The sequence below is a fragment of the Comamonas sp. CMM03 genome, assembly GCF_019218715.1.
GTDB classification, from domain to species: domain Bacteria; phylum Pseudomonadota; class Gammaproteobacteria; order Burkholderiales; family Burkholderiaceae_C; genus Comamonas; species Comamonas terrigena.
In genome coordinates, this window is record NZ_JAHUXB010000004.1 from 500,043 (window position 1) to 519,305 (window position 19,263).

17 protein-coding genes are annotated in these 19,263 nt (G+C 67.3%); 5 read left to right on the forward strand and 12 right to left on the reverse strand.

Features of this window, described 5'->3' with window-relative positions:
- Positions 1–46 precede the first annotated feature (46 nt).
- Positions 47–1,939 carry a TonB-dependent receptor domain-containing protein gene (locus KW830_RS16140; RefSeq protein ID WP_255578467.1) on the forward strand — a complete coding sequence of 631 codons (1,893 nt, stop codon included), beginning with the start codon at positions 47–49 and terminating at the stop codon, positions 1,937–1,939.
- 38 nt (positions 1,940–1,977) lie between these two features.
- On the opposite strand, the gene KW830_RS16145 is transcribed toward KW830_RS16140, so the two are convergent.
- From KW830_RS16145 to KW830_RS16160, 4 genes are all read right to left on the reverse strand, one after another.
- Complete coding sequence (locus tag KW830_RS16145; RefSeq protein ID WP_218333718.1) at positions 1,978–2,682, reverse strand: ABC transporter ATP-binding protein; 705 nt, start codon at positions 2,680–2,682, stop codon at positions 1,978–1,980.
- A gap of 38 nt (positions 2,683–2,720) precedes the next feature.
- Positions 2,721–3,716, reverse strand: coding sequence for a tRNA (adenosine(37)-N6)-dimethylallyltransferase MiaA (gene miaA / locus KW830_RS16150; protein WP_218333719.1), 996 nt, complete (start codon positions 3,714–3,716; stop codon positions 2,721–2,723).
- Positions 3,717–3,779: 63 nt separating this feature from the next.
- Positions 3,780–4,970, reverse strand: a complete 1,191-nt coding sequence (locus tag KW830_RS16155; protein ID WP_218333720.1) for a multidrug effflux MFS transporter — start codon at positions 4,968–4,970, stop codon at positions 3,780–3,782.
- A gap of 381 nt (positions 4,971–5,351) precedes the next feature.
- Entirely contained in the window at positions 5,352–6,251 is a 900-nt protein-coding gene (locus KW830_RS16160) for an alpha/beta hydrolase (RefSeq protein WP_218333721.1), read from the reverse strand.
- Between the two features lie 114 nt (positions 6,252–6,365).
- Between KW830_RS16160 and KW830_RS16165 the strand changes: the two genes are divergently transcribed.
- Positions 6,366–7,238: a methylglyoxal synthase gene (locus KW830_RS16165; protein WP_066536436.1), complete on the forward strand. Its 873-nt coding sequence runs from the start codon at positions 6,366–6,368 to the stop codon at positions 7,236–7,238.
- 135 nt (positions 7,239–7,373) lie between these two features.
- Here KW830_RS16165 and KW830_RS16170 read toward each other — a convergent pair whose 3' ends face one another.
- Positions 7,374–7,829 (reverse strand): cupin domain-containing protein, encoded by a 456-nt coding sequence (locus KW830_RS16170; protein ID WP_218333722.1) that lies wholly within the window; start codon positions 7,827–7,829, stop codon positions 7,374–7,376.
- A 222-nt stretch (positions 7,830–8,051) separates the two neighbouring features.
- On the opposite strand from KW830_RS16170, the gene KW830_RS16175 reads away from it, so the two are divergent.
- Positions 8,052–9,164 carry an alkene reductase gene (locus KW830_RS16175; RefSeq protein WP_280025223.1) on the forward strand — a complete coding sequence of 371 codons (1,113 nt, stop codon included), beginning with the start codon at positions 8,052–8,054 and terminating at the stop codon, positions 9,162–9,164.
- 23 nt (positions 9,165–9,187) lie between these two features.
- Here KW830_RS16175 and KW830_RS16180 read toward each other — a convergent pair whose 3' ends face one another.
- Positions 9,188–10,183 (reverse strand): porin, encoded by a 996-nt coding sequence (locus tag KW830_RS16180; RefSeq protein ID WP_370626144.1) that lies wholly within the window; start codon positions 10,181–10,183, stop codon positions 9,188–9,190.
- 183 nt (positions 10,184–10,366) lie between these two features.
- A complete protein-coding gene (locus tag KW830_RS16185; RefSeq protein ID WP_218333725.1) occupies positions 10,367–11,374 on the reverse strand; it encodes a LysR substrate-binding domain-containing protein in 1,008 nt (335 codons plus the stop codon).
- Between the two features lie 134 nt (positions 11,375–11,508).
- On the opposite strand from KW830_RS16185, the gene KW830_RS16190 reads away from it, so the two are divergent.
- Complete coding sequence (locus KW830_RS16190) at positions 11,509–12,261, forward strand: sulfite exporter TauE/SafE family protein (protein ID WP_218333726.1); 753 nt, start codon at positions 11,509–11,511, stop codon at positions 12,259–12,261.
- Positions 12,262–12,389: 128 nt separating this feature from the next.
- Here the strand turns inward: KW830_RS16190 and gdhA are convergent, their stop codons facing one another.
- The 4 genes from gdhA to KW830_RS16210 all read right to left on the reverse strand — a co-directional run bounded on the left by gdhA (position 12,390) and on the right by KW830_RS16210 (position 17,897).
- Positions 12,390–13,736, reverse strand: coding sequence for an NADP-specific glutamate dehydrogenase (gene gdhA, locus KW830_RS16195; RefSeq protein ID WP_218333727.1), 1,347 nt, complete (start codon positions 13,734–13,736; stop codon positions 12,390–12,392).
- Between the two features lie 718 nt (positions 13,737–14,454).
- A complete protein-coding gene (locus KW830_RS16200; RefSeq protein WP_066536420.1) occupies positions 14,455–15,300 on the reverse strand; it encodes a MurR/RpiR family transcriptional regulator in 846 nt (281 codons plus the stop codon).
- 92 nt (positions 15,301–15,392) lie between these two features.
- Positions 15,393–17,468: a DNA mismatch repair endonuclease MutL gene (mutL, locus tag KW830_RS16205; RefSeq protein WP_218333728.1), complete on the reverse strand. Its 2,076-nt coding sequence runs from the start codon at positions 17,466–17,468 to the stop codon at positions 15,393–15,395.
- 192 nt (positions 17,469–17,660) lie between these two features.
- Positions 17,661–17,897, reverse strand: a complete 237-nt coding sequence (locus KW830_RS16210) for a glycine zipper 2TM domain-containing protein (RefSeq protein WP_066536417.1) — start codon at positions 17,895–17,897, stop codon at positions 17,661–17,663.
- A 345-nt stretch (positions 17,898–18,242) separates the two neighbouring features.
- Between KW830_RS16210 and KW830_RS16215 the strand changes: the two genes are divergently transcribed.
- On the forward strand, positions 18,243–18,899 hold the full coding sequence (locus KW830_RS16215) for a DedA family protein (protein WP_218333811.1): 657 nt from the start codon (positions 18,243–18,245) through the stop codon (positions 18,897–18,899).
- Positions 18,900–19,041: 142 nt separating this feature from the next.
- Here the strand turns inward: KW830_RS16215 and KW830_RS16220 are convergent, their stop codons facing one another.
- Positions 19,042–19,263, reverse strand: a complete 222-nt coding sequence (locus tag KW830_RS16220; RefSeq protein ID WP_066536412.1) for a glycine zipper 2TM domain-containing protein — start codon at positions 19,261–19,263, stop codon at positions 19,042–19,044.

The following is a 19,263-nucleotide window of genomic DNA, read 5'->3' on the forward strand; positions in this document are numbered from 1 at the left end:
GGGTTGCTGGTTGTGTGAAGCACGGGCGGGGACGCCGGTGCCAACCATGTGTGCATCCATGCGAAATTTCCAACCATTCCCAGCGGAAGGCCAGCGCGCTTCCGTGCGTTTTCCTCTGGCGGCCGTGGCCCTGGCCGCGGCCTGCCTGGCCCAGCATGCCGCTGCGCAGAGCGTGCCCCTGTCCACCACGGTGGTGACCGCCACCCGCTCTGAAACGCCGCTGGACGAAACCCTGGCCGATGTGCGCGTGATCACCGAAGAGCAGATCAGCAATTCGGCAGGCCGCTCGCTGGCCGAAGTGCTGCAGCGCTTTGCCGGCGTACAGATGTCCAGCAGCGGTGGTCGTGGCAACCTGCAAAGTGTGTCGATTCGCGGCAGCAAACAGGTAATTTTGCTGGTGGACGGGGTGCGTTTTGGGTCTGCTACCGCCGGGGATCCTTCGCTGGCAAGCCTGCCTCTGGAGCAAATTGAGCGCATCGAGGTGGTGCACGGCCCGGCATCGGCCCTGTATGGCAGTGATGCCATTGGCGGGGTGATCCAGATTTTTACCAAACAGGGAAAAGGGTTGACGCAAGCTTTTGTGCCCCATGCGCAGCTGACCTGGGGCAGTGGTGGCTACAAGGATGCCAGTGGCGGCTTTGCAGGTGCACAGCAGGGCTGGAACTACAGCCTGCATGTAGCGCGTGTGGTGGACCCCGGCTTTTCTTCCACCAACGAAAAGAGCGCGTACTACCACCGGGACGCAGACAAGTTTGACCAGACTTCGCTGACAGCTTCACTCGGATATGCCTTCAATGACGCCTGGCGTCTCGATGCCAATTTGATGCAGGCGGATGGCTATGCCGAATCGGACAATGGCAGCACCACGCATTCGTGGCTGGATTCGAACGCGGGAACCCGTTCACTCAAGCTCTCGGGCACTTTGAGCGAGGCCTGGAAAACCCAGCTGAGCGTGTCCCGCTCCATGGACAAGCAGTGGAACCGTGACCGCAGCATCGCTACGGGCATGTTGGTCAGTTCAACCTTCAATACCGCCCAGGATGAGTACAAGTGGGGCAACGAAATCAAAACACCGATTGGTTTGGTTGTTGCCGGGCTGGAGAGGTTGGAACAAAGCATTGTGTCGACCACGAAGTTCGACCGCTCCGAACGTAGCACCAATGCTGCCTATGCAGGCCTGAATGGCAGCCACAGTGCGCATTCCTGGCAAGCCAATCTGCGCCGCGATGACAACTCTCAGTTTGGTAGTTACAACACCTGGGGTATTGGTTATGGCTATCAGGTGCTACCCACTTTGCGAGCTTACGCATCGCGTGGAAAGAGCATCAATGCACCTACATTCAACCAGCTGTACTACCCTGCAGACCCTGTGTGGGGTGGGGGAGGGAATCCCAACCTTCAGCCAGAGGAAGGGCAGAACACGGAAGTGGGCCTGAATTGGGACCTTGCAGGTCACGAATTCAAGTTGGCACACTTTGACAACAAAGTGCGTAACTTGATCGTTTGGGGCAGCACGGTGGAGAATGTGGACCGGGCCCGCATGAAGGGGTGGTCGCTGGGCTATCAAAAGTCTGTCGATACTTGGCGTTTTGCGGCAACCTACGAACACCTGGATGCGCGCGATAACGAAGGCGAACGCATCACACGGCGCCTACCTGAAGCACAGGCCACTTTGTCTGTGAACAAGACGCTCGGGGCGTGGAAATTGGGTGCCAATGCGCTGTACGTAGGCAAGCGCACGGATGCTGTCTATGGCGTTGGTACGGTTGACTTGAAGAGCTATACCACCGTGGACCTGCACGCCGAATACCAGTTTGCCAAGGACTGGGCGGTGCAGGCCCGTGTGGCCAACCTGACCGACAAGGTCTATGAAACCGCCTACGGCTACAACCAGCGTGGCCGTGCCGGCTTTGTCACCTTGAAGTGGACGCCGCGTTGAAGCTGCGCCGCTAGCACGGCCCCGCGGTCCGGCGCTGTTCAGGCCGCCGCAATGCCCCGGGCCGTCAGCCGCAGCACCCGGTCAGCGCGGGCTGCCGCGTCCGGGGAGTGGGTGACCAGCACCAGGCTGGCGCCGGCTTCGCGGGTCTGGGCCACGAGCAGGTCCATGGTGCGGGCGGCCGTGTCCGGGTCCAGGTTGCCGGTGGGCTCGTCGGCCAGCAGCAAGGCCGGGCGGTGCACCAGGGCGCGGGCAATGGCCACGCGCTGCAGCTGGCCGCCGCTGAGTTGCTGGGGCAGGCGCTGCCCCATCTCGCCCAGGCCCACGGCTTCCAGCATGGCCTGCACGCGGGCGTCCTGTTCGGCCGGGGTGCCACGCGCCAGCAGCATCAGCGGCAGGGCCACGTTCTGCGCCACGCTCAGATGCGGCAGCACGTGAAAGGCCTGGAACACAAAACCCACATGGGCGCGGCGCCAGACGGCCAGACCGGCTTCATCCAGGCGGCCGATGTCCTGTCCCTGGTGCAGCACCTGGCCCTGGTCCCAGCGGTCCAGCCCGGCCAGGCAGTTGAGCAGCGTGGACTTGCCCACGCCCGAATCGCCGACGATGGCGACAAACTCGCCCGCCGCCACCTCCAGGTTCACCTGCTCGAACACCGTGGCCGCATCGGCCCCTGTGCCATAGCGTTTGGCCAGATCCACGACCTGAACGTTGGCGGGCGGTGTGCTGGCAGATGGCAAGGACATGGTGAATACGGTCAACGGCGGGAGACGGGAGCAGCGGCTTACTTGGGCAGGCTGGCCTGCACCACACCCCAGGCAGCTTGCACCAGCTGCACGATGGCGTCGGGGGCCTGGCAGTCAATGGCGTGGCGCTGGGGCATGCTGCGCAGCCAGGTGATCTGGCGCTTGGCCAGCTGGCGCGTGGCGGCAATGCCTTTTTCGCGCACCAGGTGCATGTTCAGCGCGGGCTTGTCGCGGCGCTCCTGCCAGTCCAGTTCTTCCCACACCTGGCGGTAGCCCACGCAGCGCATGCTGGGCAGGTCCAGGTGCAGATCGGGACGGGCGCGCAGCGTGCGCACCTCGTCCACCAGGCCGTGCTCCAGCATCTGCTCGAAGCGCTGGGCAATGCGCTGGTGCAGCCAGGCCCGGTCGGTCGGCTCCAGCGAAAACAGCGTGGCATCGAAGCGCGGCGCCGATGCATCTTTCGCGGTGTGGAAGCTGGACAGCGGCTTGCCGGAGATCTTCCACACCTCCAGGGCACGCTGGATGCGCTGGCTGTCGCCGGGCGCCAGGCGCTCGGCAGTGACCGGGTCCACCTGCGCCAGCAGGGTGTGCATGGCGGGCCAGCCGATCTCGGCGGCCTGGGCATCCAGCGCGGCGCGCACTTGCGGGTCGGCGGCCGGCATTTCGTCCAGTCCTTCAAACAGCGCCTTGAAGTACAGCATGGTGCCGCCCACCAGCAGCGGCACGGCGCCACGGGCGCGGATCTCGGCCACCAGGCGTTCGGTGTCGCGCACGAATTCGGCGGCGGAGTAGCTTTGTGTGGGCTCCAGGATATCGATCAGGTGGTGGGGCACGGCGGCCAGCTCGGCCGGTGTGGGCTTGGCCGTGCCAATGTCCATGCCCCGGTAGACCAGCGCGGAATCGACGCTGACGATTTCAGCGGCCAGGCCACGCTGCTGCAGCACGGCGGACAGCGCCAGCGCGGCAGCGGTTTTGCCGGAAGCGGTGGGCCCGGCAATGGCAATGCAGGGCAGGGAAGAGGCGGAAGCGGTCACGGTCACAGAAAACAGATCAAAAGCGGGGCAGGAAAAAGGGCAGGAGAAAGGGCAGACAAAGGCTCAGGCGGCCGGGGCCACGCCCCAGCGGCGCACCAGCACCCAGGAGGCCAGGGCCGTCCAGGCTGCCCAGAAGGCCGTGCCGAAGACCAGAGGGTACACCGTACCGTCCAGGTGCTGGCCCAGCCAGGCGCCCATGGCAAAGGCCGTCAGGGTCATGGCGCAGCCGTTGAGTGCCGCGGCGGTGCCGGCCGCCTGCGGAAAGGCGCTGACGGCGCCGCTTTGCCCGCAGGGCTGCTGGATGCCGTGGGCCACCATGTACAGGCTGAACGGCAGGGCATAGGCCCAGGCATTGGTCACCTCCAGCAGGGCGGCGGCCAGCAGGCTGCCGTTGCCCAGCACGGCCAGCAGCCCGGCCAGGGCCACGGTGCGGCGCACGCCCAGGCGCTGCAGCAGGCGGCGGCAGAGGATGGTGCCGGCGATATAGCAGGCACCGTTCACGCCCAGCAGCAGGCCCACATCGGCGGCGGTCCAGCCCAGCACACCGATGAAGGTGAAGGATGAGGCCGCCAGGAAGGTGAACAGCCCGGCGTACGAGCCGCTGGTGGTGGCCGTGTAGGCCAGAAAAGTGGGGTGGCGCACGATGGCCGCCCAGGTGCGGGCCAGCTGGCGCGGCTGGGTGGCATCCGGGCGCGGGGTGGCCAGGCTTTCGCGAAAGCACAGAGCCACCAGCACCAGTGTGGCTGCGCCAAACACCGCCAGCGCGGCCATGGTGGCACGCCAGCCGAAGTGCTGGGCCAGCTGGCTGCCGGCGATGGGGCTGGCACAGGCGATCACGCCCAGACCGGTCAGCGCCTTGGACATGGCCTGGGCACCGGCCGTGGGGGTGTACAGATCACGCACGATGGCGCGCGCCGCCATCACGCCCGCGCCGGTGGCCACGCCCTGCAAGGTGCGCCAGGCCACCAGCCAGTCCATGCTGGGCGCCAGTGCGCAGCCCAGGGCGGCCACCACATACAGGGCCAGACCGGCCAGCAGCACCGGACGGCGGCCCCAGCGGTCGGACACCGGGCCCCACACCAGCTGCGAACCGCCAAAGGCCAGTAGCAGGGCGGTGAGTGTGAGCTGGGTCTGCGCCACCGGGGCCTGCAGCTGCGCCGTCAGCAGCGGCAGCGTGGGCAGGTAGAGGTCGGTGGTGATGGGCTGCAGCCCCAGCAGCAGCGCCAGCAGGCCGATCACCAACAGCGGCGACATGCCGCGCAGCGGGGTGTCGAGGTGGTGGGCAGGGACAGAGTCCGCAGGGGCGGAGGCCGATGAGGGAGAAGCGGGCGCGGCAGGCATACAGGGCCGCGAGCCTATCAGATTGCGCAAGGCTGCGCGGCGGGCCGGGGCCGCTGCTCGTGGAGCAGGGGCCGGTCATCTGTGTCCGCAGCAGTCTGGCCCAGCGGGCAAACCGCTGCGGACACAGATACCAGCCCCGATTTCACCTTGCCACACTCCCGATGCCAAGGTGTCCAAGAGGCTTGCAATGTAGCGGAGCCGGCCCAAGCCGTTCTGCCCGCTGGTCTGGTTGCCGCGCGACCGGCCGGTCGTGCTTTCCCGGCGGGCATCTGCAGGCTGCCACCGGGGCCGGGCTCAGTTCCTGTCCCGGCCTTTGTCGGCAGTGGTGCTGCGCCCCTGGCCCAGCTCGGCCGGCCACAGCTGCTGCAGTGCCACGCGGTACTGGGCCAGGCCCAGGGCCCCCGCGTTGTGGTGGGTGGCGCCGTCCACCAGCACCCAGCGCTTGGGTGTGGGGGCGGCTTCGTAAAGGCGCTGCCCCAGGCTGGAGGGAATCAGCTGGTCCGCGCTGCCGTGCACCACCAGCAGCGGTGCCTTGAGCTGCGGCACCTTGTCCACCGAATCGAAAGGCTGGGTGATGAACGGCTGGAACGGCAGCCAGCCCCATTTGAAGGTCCGCGCCACGTCGGCAATGCGGGTGAACGTACCTTCCACGATCAGTCCGCGCACATCGGGCACGCGCGTGGCCAGGTCCACTGCAATTGCGCCGCCCAGCGAATGGCCGAAGATGAAGCGCGGCCGGTCGGGGTACTGGTCGGCCAGCCAGTCCCAGGCGGCCTGTGCATCGGCACGGGCCGAGGCTTCGGACGGCAGGCCCTTGCTGCTCTGGCCAAATCCCTGGTAGTCCACGGCCAGCACGGCAAAGCCCAGCGACTGCATGCGGCGCATGCGGGCCGTGGAGCCGCTGACGTTCCAGCGCGCGCCGTGCAGGTACAGCAGCACCGGGGCATCGGCGCGCTGCCCATCCAGCCACAGGGCATGCAGCCGCGCTTCATGGGAAGCACCTTCCTGGTCCGCCTCCACCCGGTGAGGGTGGGTGATCCAGACCTCCTGCATGCCCTGCTGGTCGCTGCGCGGCCAGAGGCGGTCACTGGGCTGGAAGATCATTTCGCGCTGCTTGGCGTCGATGGCGGCGCAGCCCCCGCCCGCCAGCAGGGCGGCCGTGGCCAGGGCGAGGAACAGACGTTGCAGGCGCATAAAGAGGTGACGGCCCAGGAAAAGGGGGTGAAAGATGCGGCAAAACTGCCAGGGATCTGTCGTATTTTGGGTCTATGCTCGGTAATCCAACCAGTTTTATGGGAATGCTCCGACATGCTCTTGGGTCTTGCCGCCAACCGACTGCACCACCAAACCGAAGATGGCGCCCTGTTCGCCCTGCTGCGCGCCTGTGAGCCGGGCATCCGCGAGCTGCAGCTGGGCCTGCATGTGGTGGGCCGCACCTGCGACGCCATTGCGGCGGCCGAAATGCTCAAGGGCTACAAAGGCCTGGTGCGCTATCCCTATGGGCGCGACGGCGGGCTGATGAAGCTGGTGGCCGAGGTGGTGGGCATGCCCGGGGAAGGGCGCACGCTGGACGGTGCCATCTATCTGACCGACCCGGTCGATCCCTCGTCCATCTTTCCCGAGGCGCTGGCCCTCAAGCGCCAGTGCGTGATCCACGGCAAGCCGTTTCTGTCGACCGTGGCCAGCGCGCGCGACTGGGTGGAGATGGAACGCATCCATGCCGGTCTGGCGCCCGACCGCAGCGCCGACCGCTTTCACGATTTCGGGCACCAGACCGTGGCCCTGATTGCCCACGATGCCATGAAGCCCGCCATGCTGGACTTTGCGGCCCGCAACTTCGAGCTGCTCTCGCGCTTCCAGCGCCGGGTGGGCACCGGCACCACGGGGCAAAAGCTCAATGAACTGGCCTGGAGCAAGGGCTGGCCGGCCGACCGTCCCTGGGTGGACCGTTTCAACAGCGGCCCGCTGGGCGGCGACGCGCAGATTGCCGACCTGGTGCTGGAGCGCCGCTGCCAGCGCGCCATCTTCTTTGAAGACCCACATGTGGCGCGCCAGCACGAGGCCGACATCCAGTTGCTGGAGCGTGCCGTGACCACCATCACCCACGAGGCGGTTTGCGCCACCTCGCCCGCCGTGGCGCAGCGCTGGTGCGATGCGGCAGTGCGGCGCGCCGGGAGCTAAGCCGGTAACGCGTTGGCGGCGGTTGCTGCCGTTGCAGCCTTTGCAGCCGGGACGGCATTCCGCAGAGGCGTTCCAGACACTCCAGACACCACACAGCCGCCCCAGGGCGGCTGTGTGCGTTCAGGTGCGGTGCGCTCAGGGCGCAGGCGTGGCCAGCGGCTTGCCCTTTTCCACCACGTAAACGCCGATCAGCTTGACGGCCGCATTGCTGGCGTTGTGTGCGTCGTGCACCACGCCGGCGGGCACCACAAACGATTCACCGGCCTTGAGGGTGCGGGGCGGCTGGCCGTCCACCAGCAGATCGACCTGGCCTTCGCTGACGTAGCTGATCTCGTCACCCGGGTGGGTGTGCCGCCCGGCCCGTGCGCCGGGGGCCACTTCGACCCGGGCCACCACGGCTTCACGCCCGGGTGTGGACACATCGGCCTTGCCCACCAGGGTGCGCGACAGGCCGCTGGCAGGCGCGGGCTGTGCGGTCTGTGAGGCCTGTGAGGGGGGTGGGCTGGCCTGGGGGGCGGCGCAGCCGCCCAGCAGGAACAAGGCACTGGTGCACAGCACGCTGGCCACGGCCGCGCGGGAAGAAAAATGCATGGAACTCTCCTAGGCTGGGGTGACAGGGGAACAACCTGTCCCTTGTACCGGGGAGTGGGACCGGGTGGCCAGGGGGCCGGCCCTAGGTCGGGCAGCGCAGACGGGACCGTCAGGTGCCGCAGCAGGCCATGCGGCCGTACCGCCGATGCCATATCCTGTGCACTGCAACATTTTTCTGTCTGCGCGACCATGGACGCCATGCCATCTGAAAGGCCTTCGCCGATGTTGTTCACCCCCTACCGCCTGGGCGCACTGACGCTGCCCAACCGCCTGGTCATGCCGCCCATGACCCGTTCCCGCGCTGCCGCCGGCGACGTACCCACCGCGCTGATGGCGCAGTACTACGCCCAGCGGGCATCGGCCGGGCTGATCGTCAGCGAAGGCACGCAGATCAGCCCCCAGGGCCAGGGCTATGCCTGGACCCCGGGCATCTACAGCCCCGCGCAGGTGGCCGGCTGGAAGCAGGTGACCGATGCCGTGCACCAGGCCGGTGGCCGCATCTTTGCCCAGCTGTGGCATGTGGGCCGCATCTCGCATGTGGACCTGCAGCCCGGTGGTGTGCCTCCCCTGTCGTCTTCGGCCCTGCTGGCCGAAGGCGTGAAAGTGTTTGTGGATCCCGGCCAGCAGGGGCCGGAGGCCGGCGTGGGTGGCATGGTGCAGCACAGCATGCCGCGCGCGCTGACGCTGGAAGAGATCCCGGCCATCGTGCAGCAGTTCGCCCACGCAGCCCGGAACGCACTGGATGCCGGGTTTGACGGCGTCGAGCTGCATGGCGCCAACGGCTATCTGATCAACCAGTTCATCGACTCCCAGGCCAACGACCGCACCGACGCCTACGGTGGCAGCCTGGGCAACCGCCTGCGCTTTCTGAAGGAAGTGGTGGAAGCGGTGGTGGCGGTGGTAGGCAAGGACCGCATCGGCGTGCGCCTGGCGCCGCTGACCACGCTCAATGGCGCGGTGGACGACACGCCCCAGGCCACCTACCTGGCGGCGGCCAAGCTGCTCGACGACCTGGGCGTGGCCTATATCCACATTGCCGAGGTCGACTGGGAAGATGCGCCCGAGATGCCGGTGGCGTTCAAGGAAGCGCTGCGTCTGGTCTACCGCGGCACGCTGATCTACGCGGGAAAATACACCGCCGCCACGGCCGAAGCCGCCTTGCAGGCCGGCTGGGCCGATCTGATCGGCTTTGGCCGGCCCTTCATCGCCAACCCGGACCTGCCATACCGCCTGCAGCATGGGCTGGCGCTGAATCCGCCGGACGGCAGCACCTTCTTCGGCGGTGCGGCCAAGGGGCTGACCGACTATCCCCTGGCATCCGCCCTCCCGGCCTGAATGCCGCAGGGCCGGAGGGCGGCTCAGAAATACTGGCGCAGCCCCACGCCGAAGGAGCGCAGATCCCCGCCGGCGGTGCCCGTGCCGTAGCTGGCTTGGGCACGGTTGTCCAGCCGGGTGAACAGGGCGTACAGCTTGGTGCGCGGGCTCAGGTTGTAGTTGTACGCCAGCGTCCATTGCAGGGCCTGGGTGTCGGCCGCGTTGCCGGCCTTGCCGGCGTAGCCCACGTTGACGTGGTATTCGCTGGCGCCGCGGGTGTGGATGGCGGCGATGCGCGTGGTGTGGCGACCGCTCTGGGTCGCGTCCACCGCATAGCCGGCGTGGTCCCAGCCACGGCTGTACTGGTGGTAGGCCGAGAAGGTCCAGCTTTCGCTGAGGACATAGGTGGCACGCAGCGTGGCCTGGCGGGCCGGTCCCCAGTCGCCATAGCCCAGGCCGAAGGACCAGTCGCCCAGCGCGTAGGTGGCGGCCAGGTCCCAGGCGTTCCTGGCGGGCTCGGCGGCCTGTTCGTGCAGGCTGGTGCCGATCTCCACCGTCAGGTCGTTCCAGGTGGGCGTGCGGTAGGACACATGGTTGCTGCCCTGCGACACAAAGGCGTACAGCGCATCCGCCGAGGTGCCGGTGTCGAAGTTGTGCGCATTCACCACATCGGCGGTGGCGTAGTAGGCCTCGCTGATGATGCGGCCCATGCGCAGCATGCCGAAGTGGCCGGACAGATGGACTTCGCTCTTGCGGTTGAAGAACGTGGTGTCGGTGTTCGCTCCGGTGTCGGATTCAAAGCCGCTTTCCAGCTGGAAGCCTGCCCGCAGGCCGCCTCCCAGATCCTCCTGCCCGCGCAGGCCGAAAAAGGATTCGTTGTTCAGCATGCCGGTGGTGCTGACATGGTCCTGGGTGCTGCGTTCCACCGAGGTGTTGATGCGGCCATAGATCTGCAGGCCGGCGGTTTCGGCCTGGGCGGTCAAAGCCAGGGCTGCCAGGCTGGCGGCAACGGCCAGCACGGAAGGGGTGCGTAGGTTCACGGGAATGGGAAAAGAAAGGCTGAAAACACATGCCCGGGCCGCTGCTGGGCAGCGACGGGGCAGCGGGCGCGCATGGGCTAGCGGGGCGATGGCGGCTCCGCGGGCCGGCCATGCGGCAAGGGGCGACATGCTAGGCCAAGCAGGGCCCGGGTGCAGGCTCTGGGGGCCAAAGCGCAGCAGAGGCTATGGGTTTGGGGCGGTGCGGTCGGCCTGGCCCGGCAGATCGGCACAGACCTGCTGCAAGGCCTGGACCAGCAGTTGCTGCTCGGCGTAGCGGGCGCCTGCCTTGCGCTGGAACAGCGTGATCGGCGGCAACTGCCAGCTGAACTGGTGGGGCACGATGGCCACGCCGGCAATGCGCACCAGCTCCTGGGCGATGTCGGCCGGCACGATGGAGACGGCGCGTTCATTGGCCGCCACCAGCTCGCCAATCACCTTGGCGGACAGGCTTTCCACATAGGGCGGCGGGGGCTCCACACCGGCGCGCAGAAAGAAGTCGGTGATCTGCTCGCGCATGGGCGTGTTGCGCGGGCCCAGCACCCAGTCCAGTTCGGCCAGTCCGGCCCAGTCCAGCGGCCGCCGGGCCAGGCGTGCCGCCAGCTTGCGGTGGGCCACCAGCTGCGGTGCCTGGGCATAGAGCACGGTGTGCTGCAGACCGTCCATGTTCAGGATGGCCGAGGTGCGGCCGACCACGCAGTCCAGCTCGTGCGCACGCAGCCGCTCCAGCAGCTGGTCGCTGGTGGATTCGTGCAGCGTGACGGTGATGCGCCGTCCCTGCAGGCGCGTGCGGTCGATGGCCTGGGCCAGCATGCGCCCGGGCAGGAAGGGGATCACTCCCACCTGCAGGTGGGCCGCACGCTCCTGGGCCACGGCGGCCATGTCCAGTGCCCAGTGGTCCAGATCCGCCAGCAGGGTGCGGGCACGGGCCAGCACCAGCGCACCCAGGTCCGTGGGGGCCATGCCCCGGGACGAGCGGGTGAACAGCGGTGCGCCGAACAGGGCTTCCAGTTCCGCCAGGGCCTGGGTGACGGCGGGCTGGCTGGTGGCCAGCTGCTCGGCCACGCGTGTCAGCGAGCGCTGCTCGGCAATGGCCACCAGCAGCAGCAGGTGCTTCATCTTCAGCCGCTGGGCCAGGCGGCGGGCCAGTGCCAGCTGGGGCAACGGTGTGGCGGGGGCTGCAGGGGGCTGCATGGCAAGCGTTATTCCATAAGTAAAAAGATATGAGGCAATAAAAATACGCGATTTTCTGCTTATGGCAAGTGGCCAGAATCCCCGCCATGGCCCGCGCCTTTGCGGGCGGTGCAGACACGAGGGAGGGGCAGGACATGGAATCGCTGTGGATGGTGGTGGCGCTGGGTGCCGGGGTGGCGGGGTTTGTGCAGGGGCTGTCGGGCTTTGCTTTCGGCATGGTGGCCATGTCGCTCTGGGCCTGGGTGCTGCCGCCGCAGCTGGCGGCGGTGCTGGTGGTGTGGGGGGCGCTGCTGGGCCAGTTGCTGGCGGCGTTCACGGTGCGCCGGGGCTGGAGCTGGGCGCTGCTGCTGCCGTTTGTGCTGGGGGGGCTGGCAGGCATTCCGCTGGGGGTGTGGTTGCTGCCGCAGCTGGACATGCGCTGGTTCAAGGCGCTGCTGGGCGGCCTGCTGGTGCTGTGGTGCCCGGTGATGCTGCTGGCGCCGCGCTGGCCGGCACTGGTGGTGGGCGGGCGCTGGGGCGACGGGCTGGCTGGCATGGCCGGTGGGGTGCTGGGCGGCGTGGGCGGCTTCACCGGCGTGGTGCCCACGCTGTGGTGCACCCTGCGGCGCTACCCCAAGGAGCTGCAGCGGGGGGTGATCCAGAACTTCAACCTGTCCATGCTGCTGGTGACCATGGCGGTGTACCTGGGCACGGGCATGGTCACCCGCGAGATGCTGCCGCTGTGTGCCGTGGTGGCGCCGGCCATGCTGCTGCCGACCTGGCTGGGCACCCGGCTTTATATCGGCATCAGCGAGGCGCGCTTTCGGCAACTGGTGCTGGGCTTGCTGACCCTGTCTGGGGTGGCCATGCTGGCGGCGGCAGTGCCGCAACTGCTGGCAGCGTCCTGAACCAGCAGGGCGGAGCGGCCAGGGAATAGTCGGGTTGGGATTCTGGTGTGCCGCACCACGCAAAACAGGGACCCGAAGGTCCCTGTTGGAGTGCGTGCACTGCGCGCTGCGGCAGCGCAGCGCCGGGCTTAGATCACGCCCTGGGCTTGCATGGCTTCGGCCACCTTCACAAAGCCGGCGATGTTGGCGCCGTCGATGTAGCTGGTGGTGCCGTCGGCACGCTGGCCGTACTTCACGCAGGCTGCGTGGATGCCTTGCATGATCTGCAGCAGACGGGCGTCCACTTCTTCGGCAGGCCAGCTCAGGCGGGCTGCGTTCTGCGACATTTCCAGGCCCGAGGTGGCCACACCACCGGCGTTGGATGCCTTGCCCGGGGCGTACAGCACGCCAGCGGCTTCGAAGGCCTTGGCGGCTTCGATGGTGGAAGGCATGTTGGCGCCTTCGGCCACGCAGATCACGCCGTTGGCGATCAGGGTCTTGGCATCGGCCAGGTCCAGCTCGTTCTGGGTGGCGCAAGGCAGGGCCACGTCCACCTTGATGGACCAGGGGCGCTGACCGGCCAGGAATTCCACGCCCTGCACCTGTGCGGCGTAGTCGCTGACGCGGCCGTACTTGTTGTTCTTGATATCCATCAGGATGGCCAGCTTCTCGGTGGTGAAGCCGTTCTTGTCGTACACGGTGCCGGACGAGTCGGACACGGTCACGACCTTGGCACCCAGGGCCATGGCCTTTTCCACGGCGTACTGGGCCACGTTGCCGGAGCCGGACACGGAGACGGTCATGCCTTCGAACGACTTGCCGCGGGTCTTGAGCATTTCGTCAGCGAAGTACACGGTGCCATAGCCGGTGGCTTCAGGGCGGATCAGCGAACCGCCGAAGGTCAGGCCCTTGCCGGTGAACACGCAGGCAGCGCTGTTCGACAGCTTCTTGTACATGCCGGCCATGTAGCCCACTTCGCGGCCACCCACGCCGATGTCACCCGCAGGCACGTCGGTGTCCGGGCCCACATGGCGGAACAGTTCCTGCACGAAAGCCTGGCAGAAACGCATGACTTCGGCCGGGCTCTTGCCCTTGGGGTCGAAGTCCGAACCGCCCTTGCCGCCGCCCATGGGCAGCGTGGTCAGTGCGTTCTTGAAGGTCTGCTCGAAGGCCAGGAACTTCAGCACCGACTGGTTGACCGAGGGGTGGAAGCGCAGACCGCCCTTGTAGGGGCCGATGGCCATGCTGTGCTGGATGCGGAAGCCGCGGTTGACTTGGACCTGTCCCTTGTCGTCGGTCCAGCTGACGCGGAACTGGATGATGCGCTCGGGTTCGACCAGGCGTTCCAGCAGGGCGTTGTCAGCGTACTTGGGGTTCTTTTCGATGAAGGGCCACAGGGATTCCATCACTTCGGTGACGGCTTGCAGGAATTCGGGCTGGCCAGGGTTGCGGGCAGCAACTTCTTGCAGGAACTGGTCGAGAGAGGCGTACTTCATCAGGAACTTTCAGCAGACAAAAGGTCGATCGCGGAAATGCGAAGAAGAAAATTATGCCAAAAATGTATGGCGGCATGCACCAAAAAAGACATAACCTCTACAAGACTGGTGCATGAATGATTGTTTTTGGTGCGAATTTGTGGATTTGCGCACAAATTTGGAGCATTTGAGGCGCGAGCCGCGAAGCGGACCGTGCACGCGCCGAGATGGCGCCCAGCAACGGCCAGCGGCCGGTGGGCTGCATGGCGTGCTGCCGGGCTGGCGTGGCGGCAGCGCCTCCAATCCATGTGCAGGGGCGATGCAAGACATCGCGAATGGCGATGGTGTGCGCCTGAAGGGGAATGGCGTGCCGCACCGGTACAGGCCGGTCGCGCAGACTGGCAAAAAGCGGCAGCAAGCGGCAAGGGTGCGGCGGCAGTAGGCGATGCCGGTGCCGCAGGGGGGGGCTGTCCCGGAGGGCTGTGGGTCTAGTCAGACGGTCTTGCGGCGGCCCAGACCGGGTGGTTGCTCACGCTGTTCTGCCGACTGCGCGATTCTGGTGGCCCGCGCTGCGGGCGTGCATGGCGGCTGGCGGGGCCGCTTCATGTCAGGTGCGCCGGTGTCTGTGACTGGCTGCGCACCGATACCGCCCAGGGTCGGCAGGCACTGCGGCCAATCCGTGCCGCGTGCCGTCCGGGCCAGGCGGTTCAGTCCCTGCGCTGCAGCGCTGGCCGGCCGCTCAGATCAGCTCGAACGGCTGGTTGCTCCACTGCACGGCGTGGGCGGTCAGGCTGTAGATCAGGGCCGATGCGGCGGTGGTGTCGAAGACCGGGGGCACATGGCGTTCGGCCCCACCCTGGTTGCGGCTGTAGGCGCTGGTGTGGCAGCGCAGCAGCCAGTCGGATGCCGGGGCGGTGCTGGCCAGATCGGTGATGCACAGCACCTTGGCGCCGGCCGTGCGCGCGGCCTGGGCCACTTCGCCCAGCAGCGGGTCGGTGCTGTGCAGCGCAAACAGAACCACCAGATCGTGGGTGTCCAGGCGCGGCAACACGTCCTGCACGGTTTCGCCCAGGTCGGGCACCAGAAAGGCCCGCTTGCCCAGGCCATGGCGCAGCTGCCAGCGCAGGTGCGTGGCCAGGCTGTGGTTCTGCTGCAGGCCCATGCAGAACACCTGGGGGGCCTGGTTCAGCGCGGAGGCCATGGCATCCATCACCGGAGCGGGAATCTGGGCCACGGTGGCCGCCACGTTCTCCTGCACCTGCTGCCACAGCTGCATGGGGGTGGGCGCATGCTCGGCCACATGCACCGACAGCGGCACGCCACTGGGCGTGCTGTCCAGCCGGGCCTGGCGGCGCGCTTCGTCATAGCTCTCAAAGCCCAGACGGCGCACAAAGCGGGTGACGGTGGCGTTGGACACACCGGTCAGCTGGGCCAGTTCGCTGGCGCTGTAACCGGCCGGGTTCAGCGGCTGGTCCAGCACCATCTGGGCGAGCTTGCGCTCGGTGGGCGAGAAATCGGGCAGCGCCTGGCGCACGCGGGCAAAGAAGGGGGCGGCGGGAGCAGGGCTGCGGGGGGTGGTGGCCATGAAAACAGACGGTTCGGCGGAAACTGGGGCGAAAGTGTAGAGACAAATGGCGGCGCGCGCTGCAGGCAGGCTGCAGCACGGGCCGCCCGGGATCAGCGGCCGCGCAGGAACAGCGCGTCCAGCTCCTTCATGCTCAGCTGGCGCCAGGTCGGGCGGCCGTGGTTGCACTGGTCGGAGCGCTCGGTGGTCTCCATCTGGCGCAGCAGGGCGTTCATCTCATCCAGGGTGAGGCGGCGGTTGGCCCGCACGGCACCGTGGCAGGCCATGGTGGCCAGAATCTCGTTGCGTGCGCGCTGCACCACGCCGCTGGCATCCTGCTGCTCCAGCTCGGCCAGCACGCTGCGCGCCAGCTCCACCGCATCGCCCTGGGCCAGCGTGGACGGCACGGCCCGCACGGCCAGGGTCTTGGGCGAAAACGGAGCCACTTCCAGCCCCAGCTCGCGCAACGTGTCGGCATGGGCTTCGGCCGTGGCCACTTCCTGCGGTGTGGCAGCAAAGGTGGCGGGAATCAGCAGCGGCTGGCTGGCGATGGGCTGGTCGTTGCCCAGCTGGGCTTTGAGGCGCTCGTAGACGATGCGCTCGTGCGCCGCATGCATGTCCACAATCACCATGCCCTGGGCGTTTTCGGCCAGGATGTAGACGCCATGCACCTGGGCCACGGCGCGACCCAGCGGCCAGGCTGCCGCATCGGCGGTGGCCTGGGTGGCGGAGGATGTGCTTTCTGCCGCCGGCGTGCCGGGAGTACCCGGGATGGCCGTGGGCGACGGTGCCGGCACGGTGCTGGCCGGGGCCAGCTGCGGACCGGCCAGGGCAGGTTCTGCGGCCAGGGGCGCCATGGCCGCGAAGGCCGGTGCGGAGGCAGCGGCAAGCGCATCGGCAGCTGCGTCGGTCGCAGCGGCTGCGGGGACTGCCGTGCCGGCCGGGTTGGCTTCGCGCATCGGGGCCCAGAGCGCTGTCATGTCGTTGACCACATGGCCGGCGCGCTCGGTCAGCGGCATGGTGTACTGCACCTGGGGCGTGCGGGTGGGTGTTGGGGTCTGGGGCTGCCAGGCGGCTGGTGCCGCCGCGCTGCCCGCAGGCGTGCCGCCTTCCGGATTCGGTGACTGCGCCTCGGCCTGGGCGGCCAGCAGCGCGGCGCGCGGGGCGGCCAGGGCGTCCTCAATGGCGTGGCGCACGGCCTGGTGCACTTCGCGGCTGTCGCGAAAGCGCACCTCGATCTTGGTGGGGTGCACGTTCACATCCACCCTGGCCGGATCGATGTCGATGTACAGCGCATACAGCGGTTGCTTGTGGCCGTGCAGCACGTCTTCGTAGGCGCTCTTGGCGGCATGCGTCAGCACCTTGTCGCGCACAAAGCGGCCGTTGACATAGCAGTACTGCTGGTCCGGGCGCGAGCGGGCGGCGTCCGGCAGACCGGCACGGCCGATCACCGTGATGCCGCTGCTGCTGGTGCGCTGCACCGGCAGGGTGTTGTCCACAAACTCCTGGCCCAGCACATCGGCCAGGCGCAGGGCCAGGGCGGCGTCCGTCAGGGTGCCGGCGGGCACGGCGCGCCACTGCTCCACCAGCTTGCCTTCGTGCCAGATGGCAAAACCCACGTCCGGGCGGGCCAGGGCATGGCGGCGCACGGCTTCGATGCAGTGCGCCAGCTCGGTGGCATCGCTTTTCAGGAACTTGCGACGGGCAGGGGTGCTGAAGAACAGTTCCTTGACTTCCAGCGTCGTGCCCTGGCCGCGGGCGGCAGGGCGCAGCTCGCCGCTGCGGGCGTCGAGCAGGAAGGCGTTGTCCTGCCCCTGGGGGCGGGAGAGGATGGAGGCCTCCGACACCGAGGCGATGGCCGCCAGTGCCTCGCCCCGAAAGCCCATGGTGACCACGGTTTCCAGGTCGTGCAGATCGCGGATCTTGCTGGTGGCGTGGCGGCGCAGGGCCACGGGCAGTTCGTCGCGGGGAATGCCGATGCCGTCGTCTTCGACCGAGATCAGGCGCACACCGCCTGCCAGCAGGCGCAGCGTGATCTGCGTGGCACCGGCATCCAGGGCGTTGTCCACCAGCTCGCGCACCACGGAGGCGGGGCGCTCCACCACCTCGCCGGCGGCGATCTGGCTGATGAGTTCGTCAGGAAGGTCCTGGATGCGCCGGCGAGCGGGCGTGCTGTCAGAGGAAGTCATTGCCGGTGATTCTATGCAGTGCCGGCCCAGGTGCCCGCCGCAGCGGCCATACCGCAGGCCGGGATAGGGGTGGGCCGGAGCGGGATAGGAGCGGGCATAAAAAAACCCGCAGCCCTGGGGGCGGCGGGTGAAGTGAACGCGCTGGCCGCAGGCAGCCGGCGCGGATCAGTACCAGGTCGACCGGGAAGGGGCTCAGCGGCGGTAGCGGCGGCCGCCTTCGCTGTTCTTGCCCACTTCATTGCCCAGCAGGGCACCGGCAGCGGCGCCGCCGATGGTGCCCACCGGGCCGCCGAAGAGGGCATTGCCCAGCACGCCGCCGGCGACGGCACCCACACCGGTGCCGATCTGGCTGTTCGATGGGTGGTGGGCACATCCGGCCATGCCGAAGGCAGCCAGGGTCAGGGTGGTCAGGGCCAGGGTTCGCTTCATCACAACAATTCCTCCTTATGGAATCACCAACTCTCACCAACGGAGTTGTTGGCGCATGGGCGCACTGTGCCGTCTCGCAGGCCGGGTTTTGCGAAGAACGTGTCGCCAGCACATAAAGATGTGTAACAAAGCGCATGCGTTGACAGGGCAAATGGAATTGCTTGAAAGCAAAAGTTTCTATTGCATGGAAAGGTTTGCAGATATCGCGCAATGCGCAACGGCCCCACCGACAGCGCTACAGTACGCGCAGCAAGCGCGCACCGGTGGGTGCGCGTTCTGGGCGTGTGCCGGAAAATCCGCCGGAATGACGGTCCCATGCCTTACCGATTACTGAGAGAGCGCATTTTGGAAATCATCCAGTTTCTGATCGACTTCATCCTCCACGTGGACAAGCACCTGGAGGCATTTGTGGTGGCCTATGGTCCGTGGGTGTACGGACTGTTGTTCCTCATCGTGTTTGTGGAAACCGGCGTGGTGGTCATGCCGTTTCTGCCGGGCGACTCGCTGCTGTTCATCGTCGGTGCGCTGGCCGGCGCCGGCATGATGGACTATTCGCTGGCCTGCGGGGTGTTGCTGGCTGCGGCGATCCTGGGCGACCAGAGCAACTACAGCATCGGGCGCTTTCTGGGGCCCAAGGTGTTCCAGTGGGAGGATTCGCGCTGGTTCAACCGCCGGGCGTTTGACCAGGCGCACAACTTCTATGAGCGCTATGGCGGCATCACCATCATCCTGGCGCGGTTCATGCCGTTCATTCGCACGTTTGCGCCGTTCGTGGCCGGTGTGGCGCACATGGGACGCGGCAAGTTCACGCTGTTCAACGTGGTGGGGGCACTGATCTGGGTGCTGGGCATCACGGCCGCCGGCTATTTCTTCGGCAATCTGGCATTTGTGAAGCAGCACCTGGAAAAGATCATCTGGGCGCTGATCCTGGTGCCGGGCCTGATCGCCATCTATGGCGCCTGGCGCGCCGGCCGCAAGGAGCAGCAGGTCGCCATCCGCTGACCGGAGGGCGGATCCCGCACGGCGCCGTGCGGGCCGGGATAAAAAAAGCCACTGCAGCGCTGCAGTGGCTTTTTCATGGCGGGTGCGCTGCCAGCCACGCCCGGCACGGTGGCCGGGGGTTGGCAGTCCCCCGTTCAGGCGGTCAGCGGCGGTCCTGGTTCTTGCCGATCTGGTTGCCAATCACGGCGCCTGCGGCCGCACCACCGATAGTGCCGACAGGGCCGCCGAAAACGGCATCCCCCACCACCCCACCGGCGACGGCGCCTACGCCCGTCCCCAGTTGCTGGTTGTTGGCACAGCCACCGAGGCCTGCTGCCAATGCCAGCACGGCGACACAGCTACCTAGGCGTTGCAATGTGTGCAT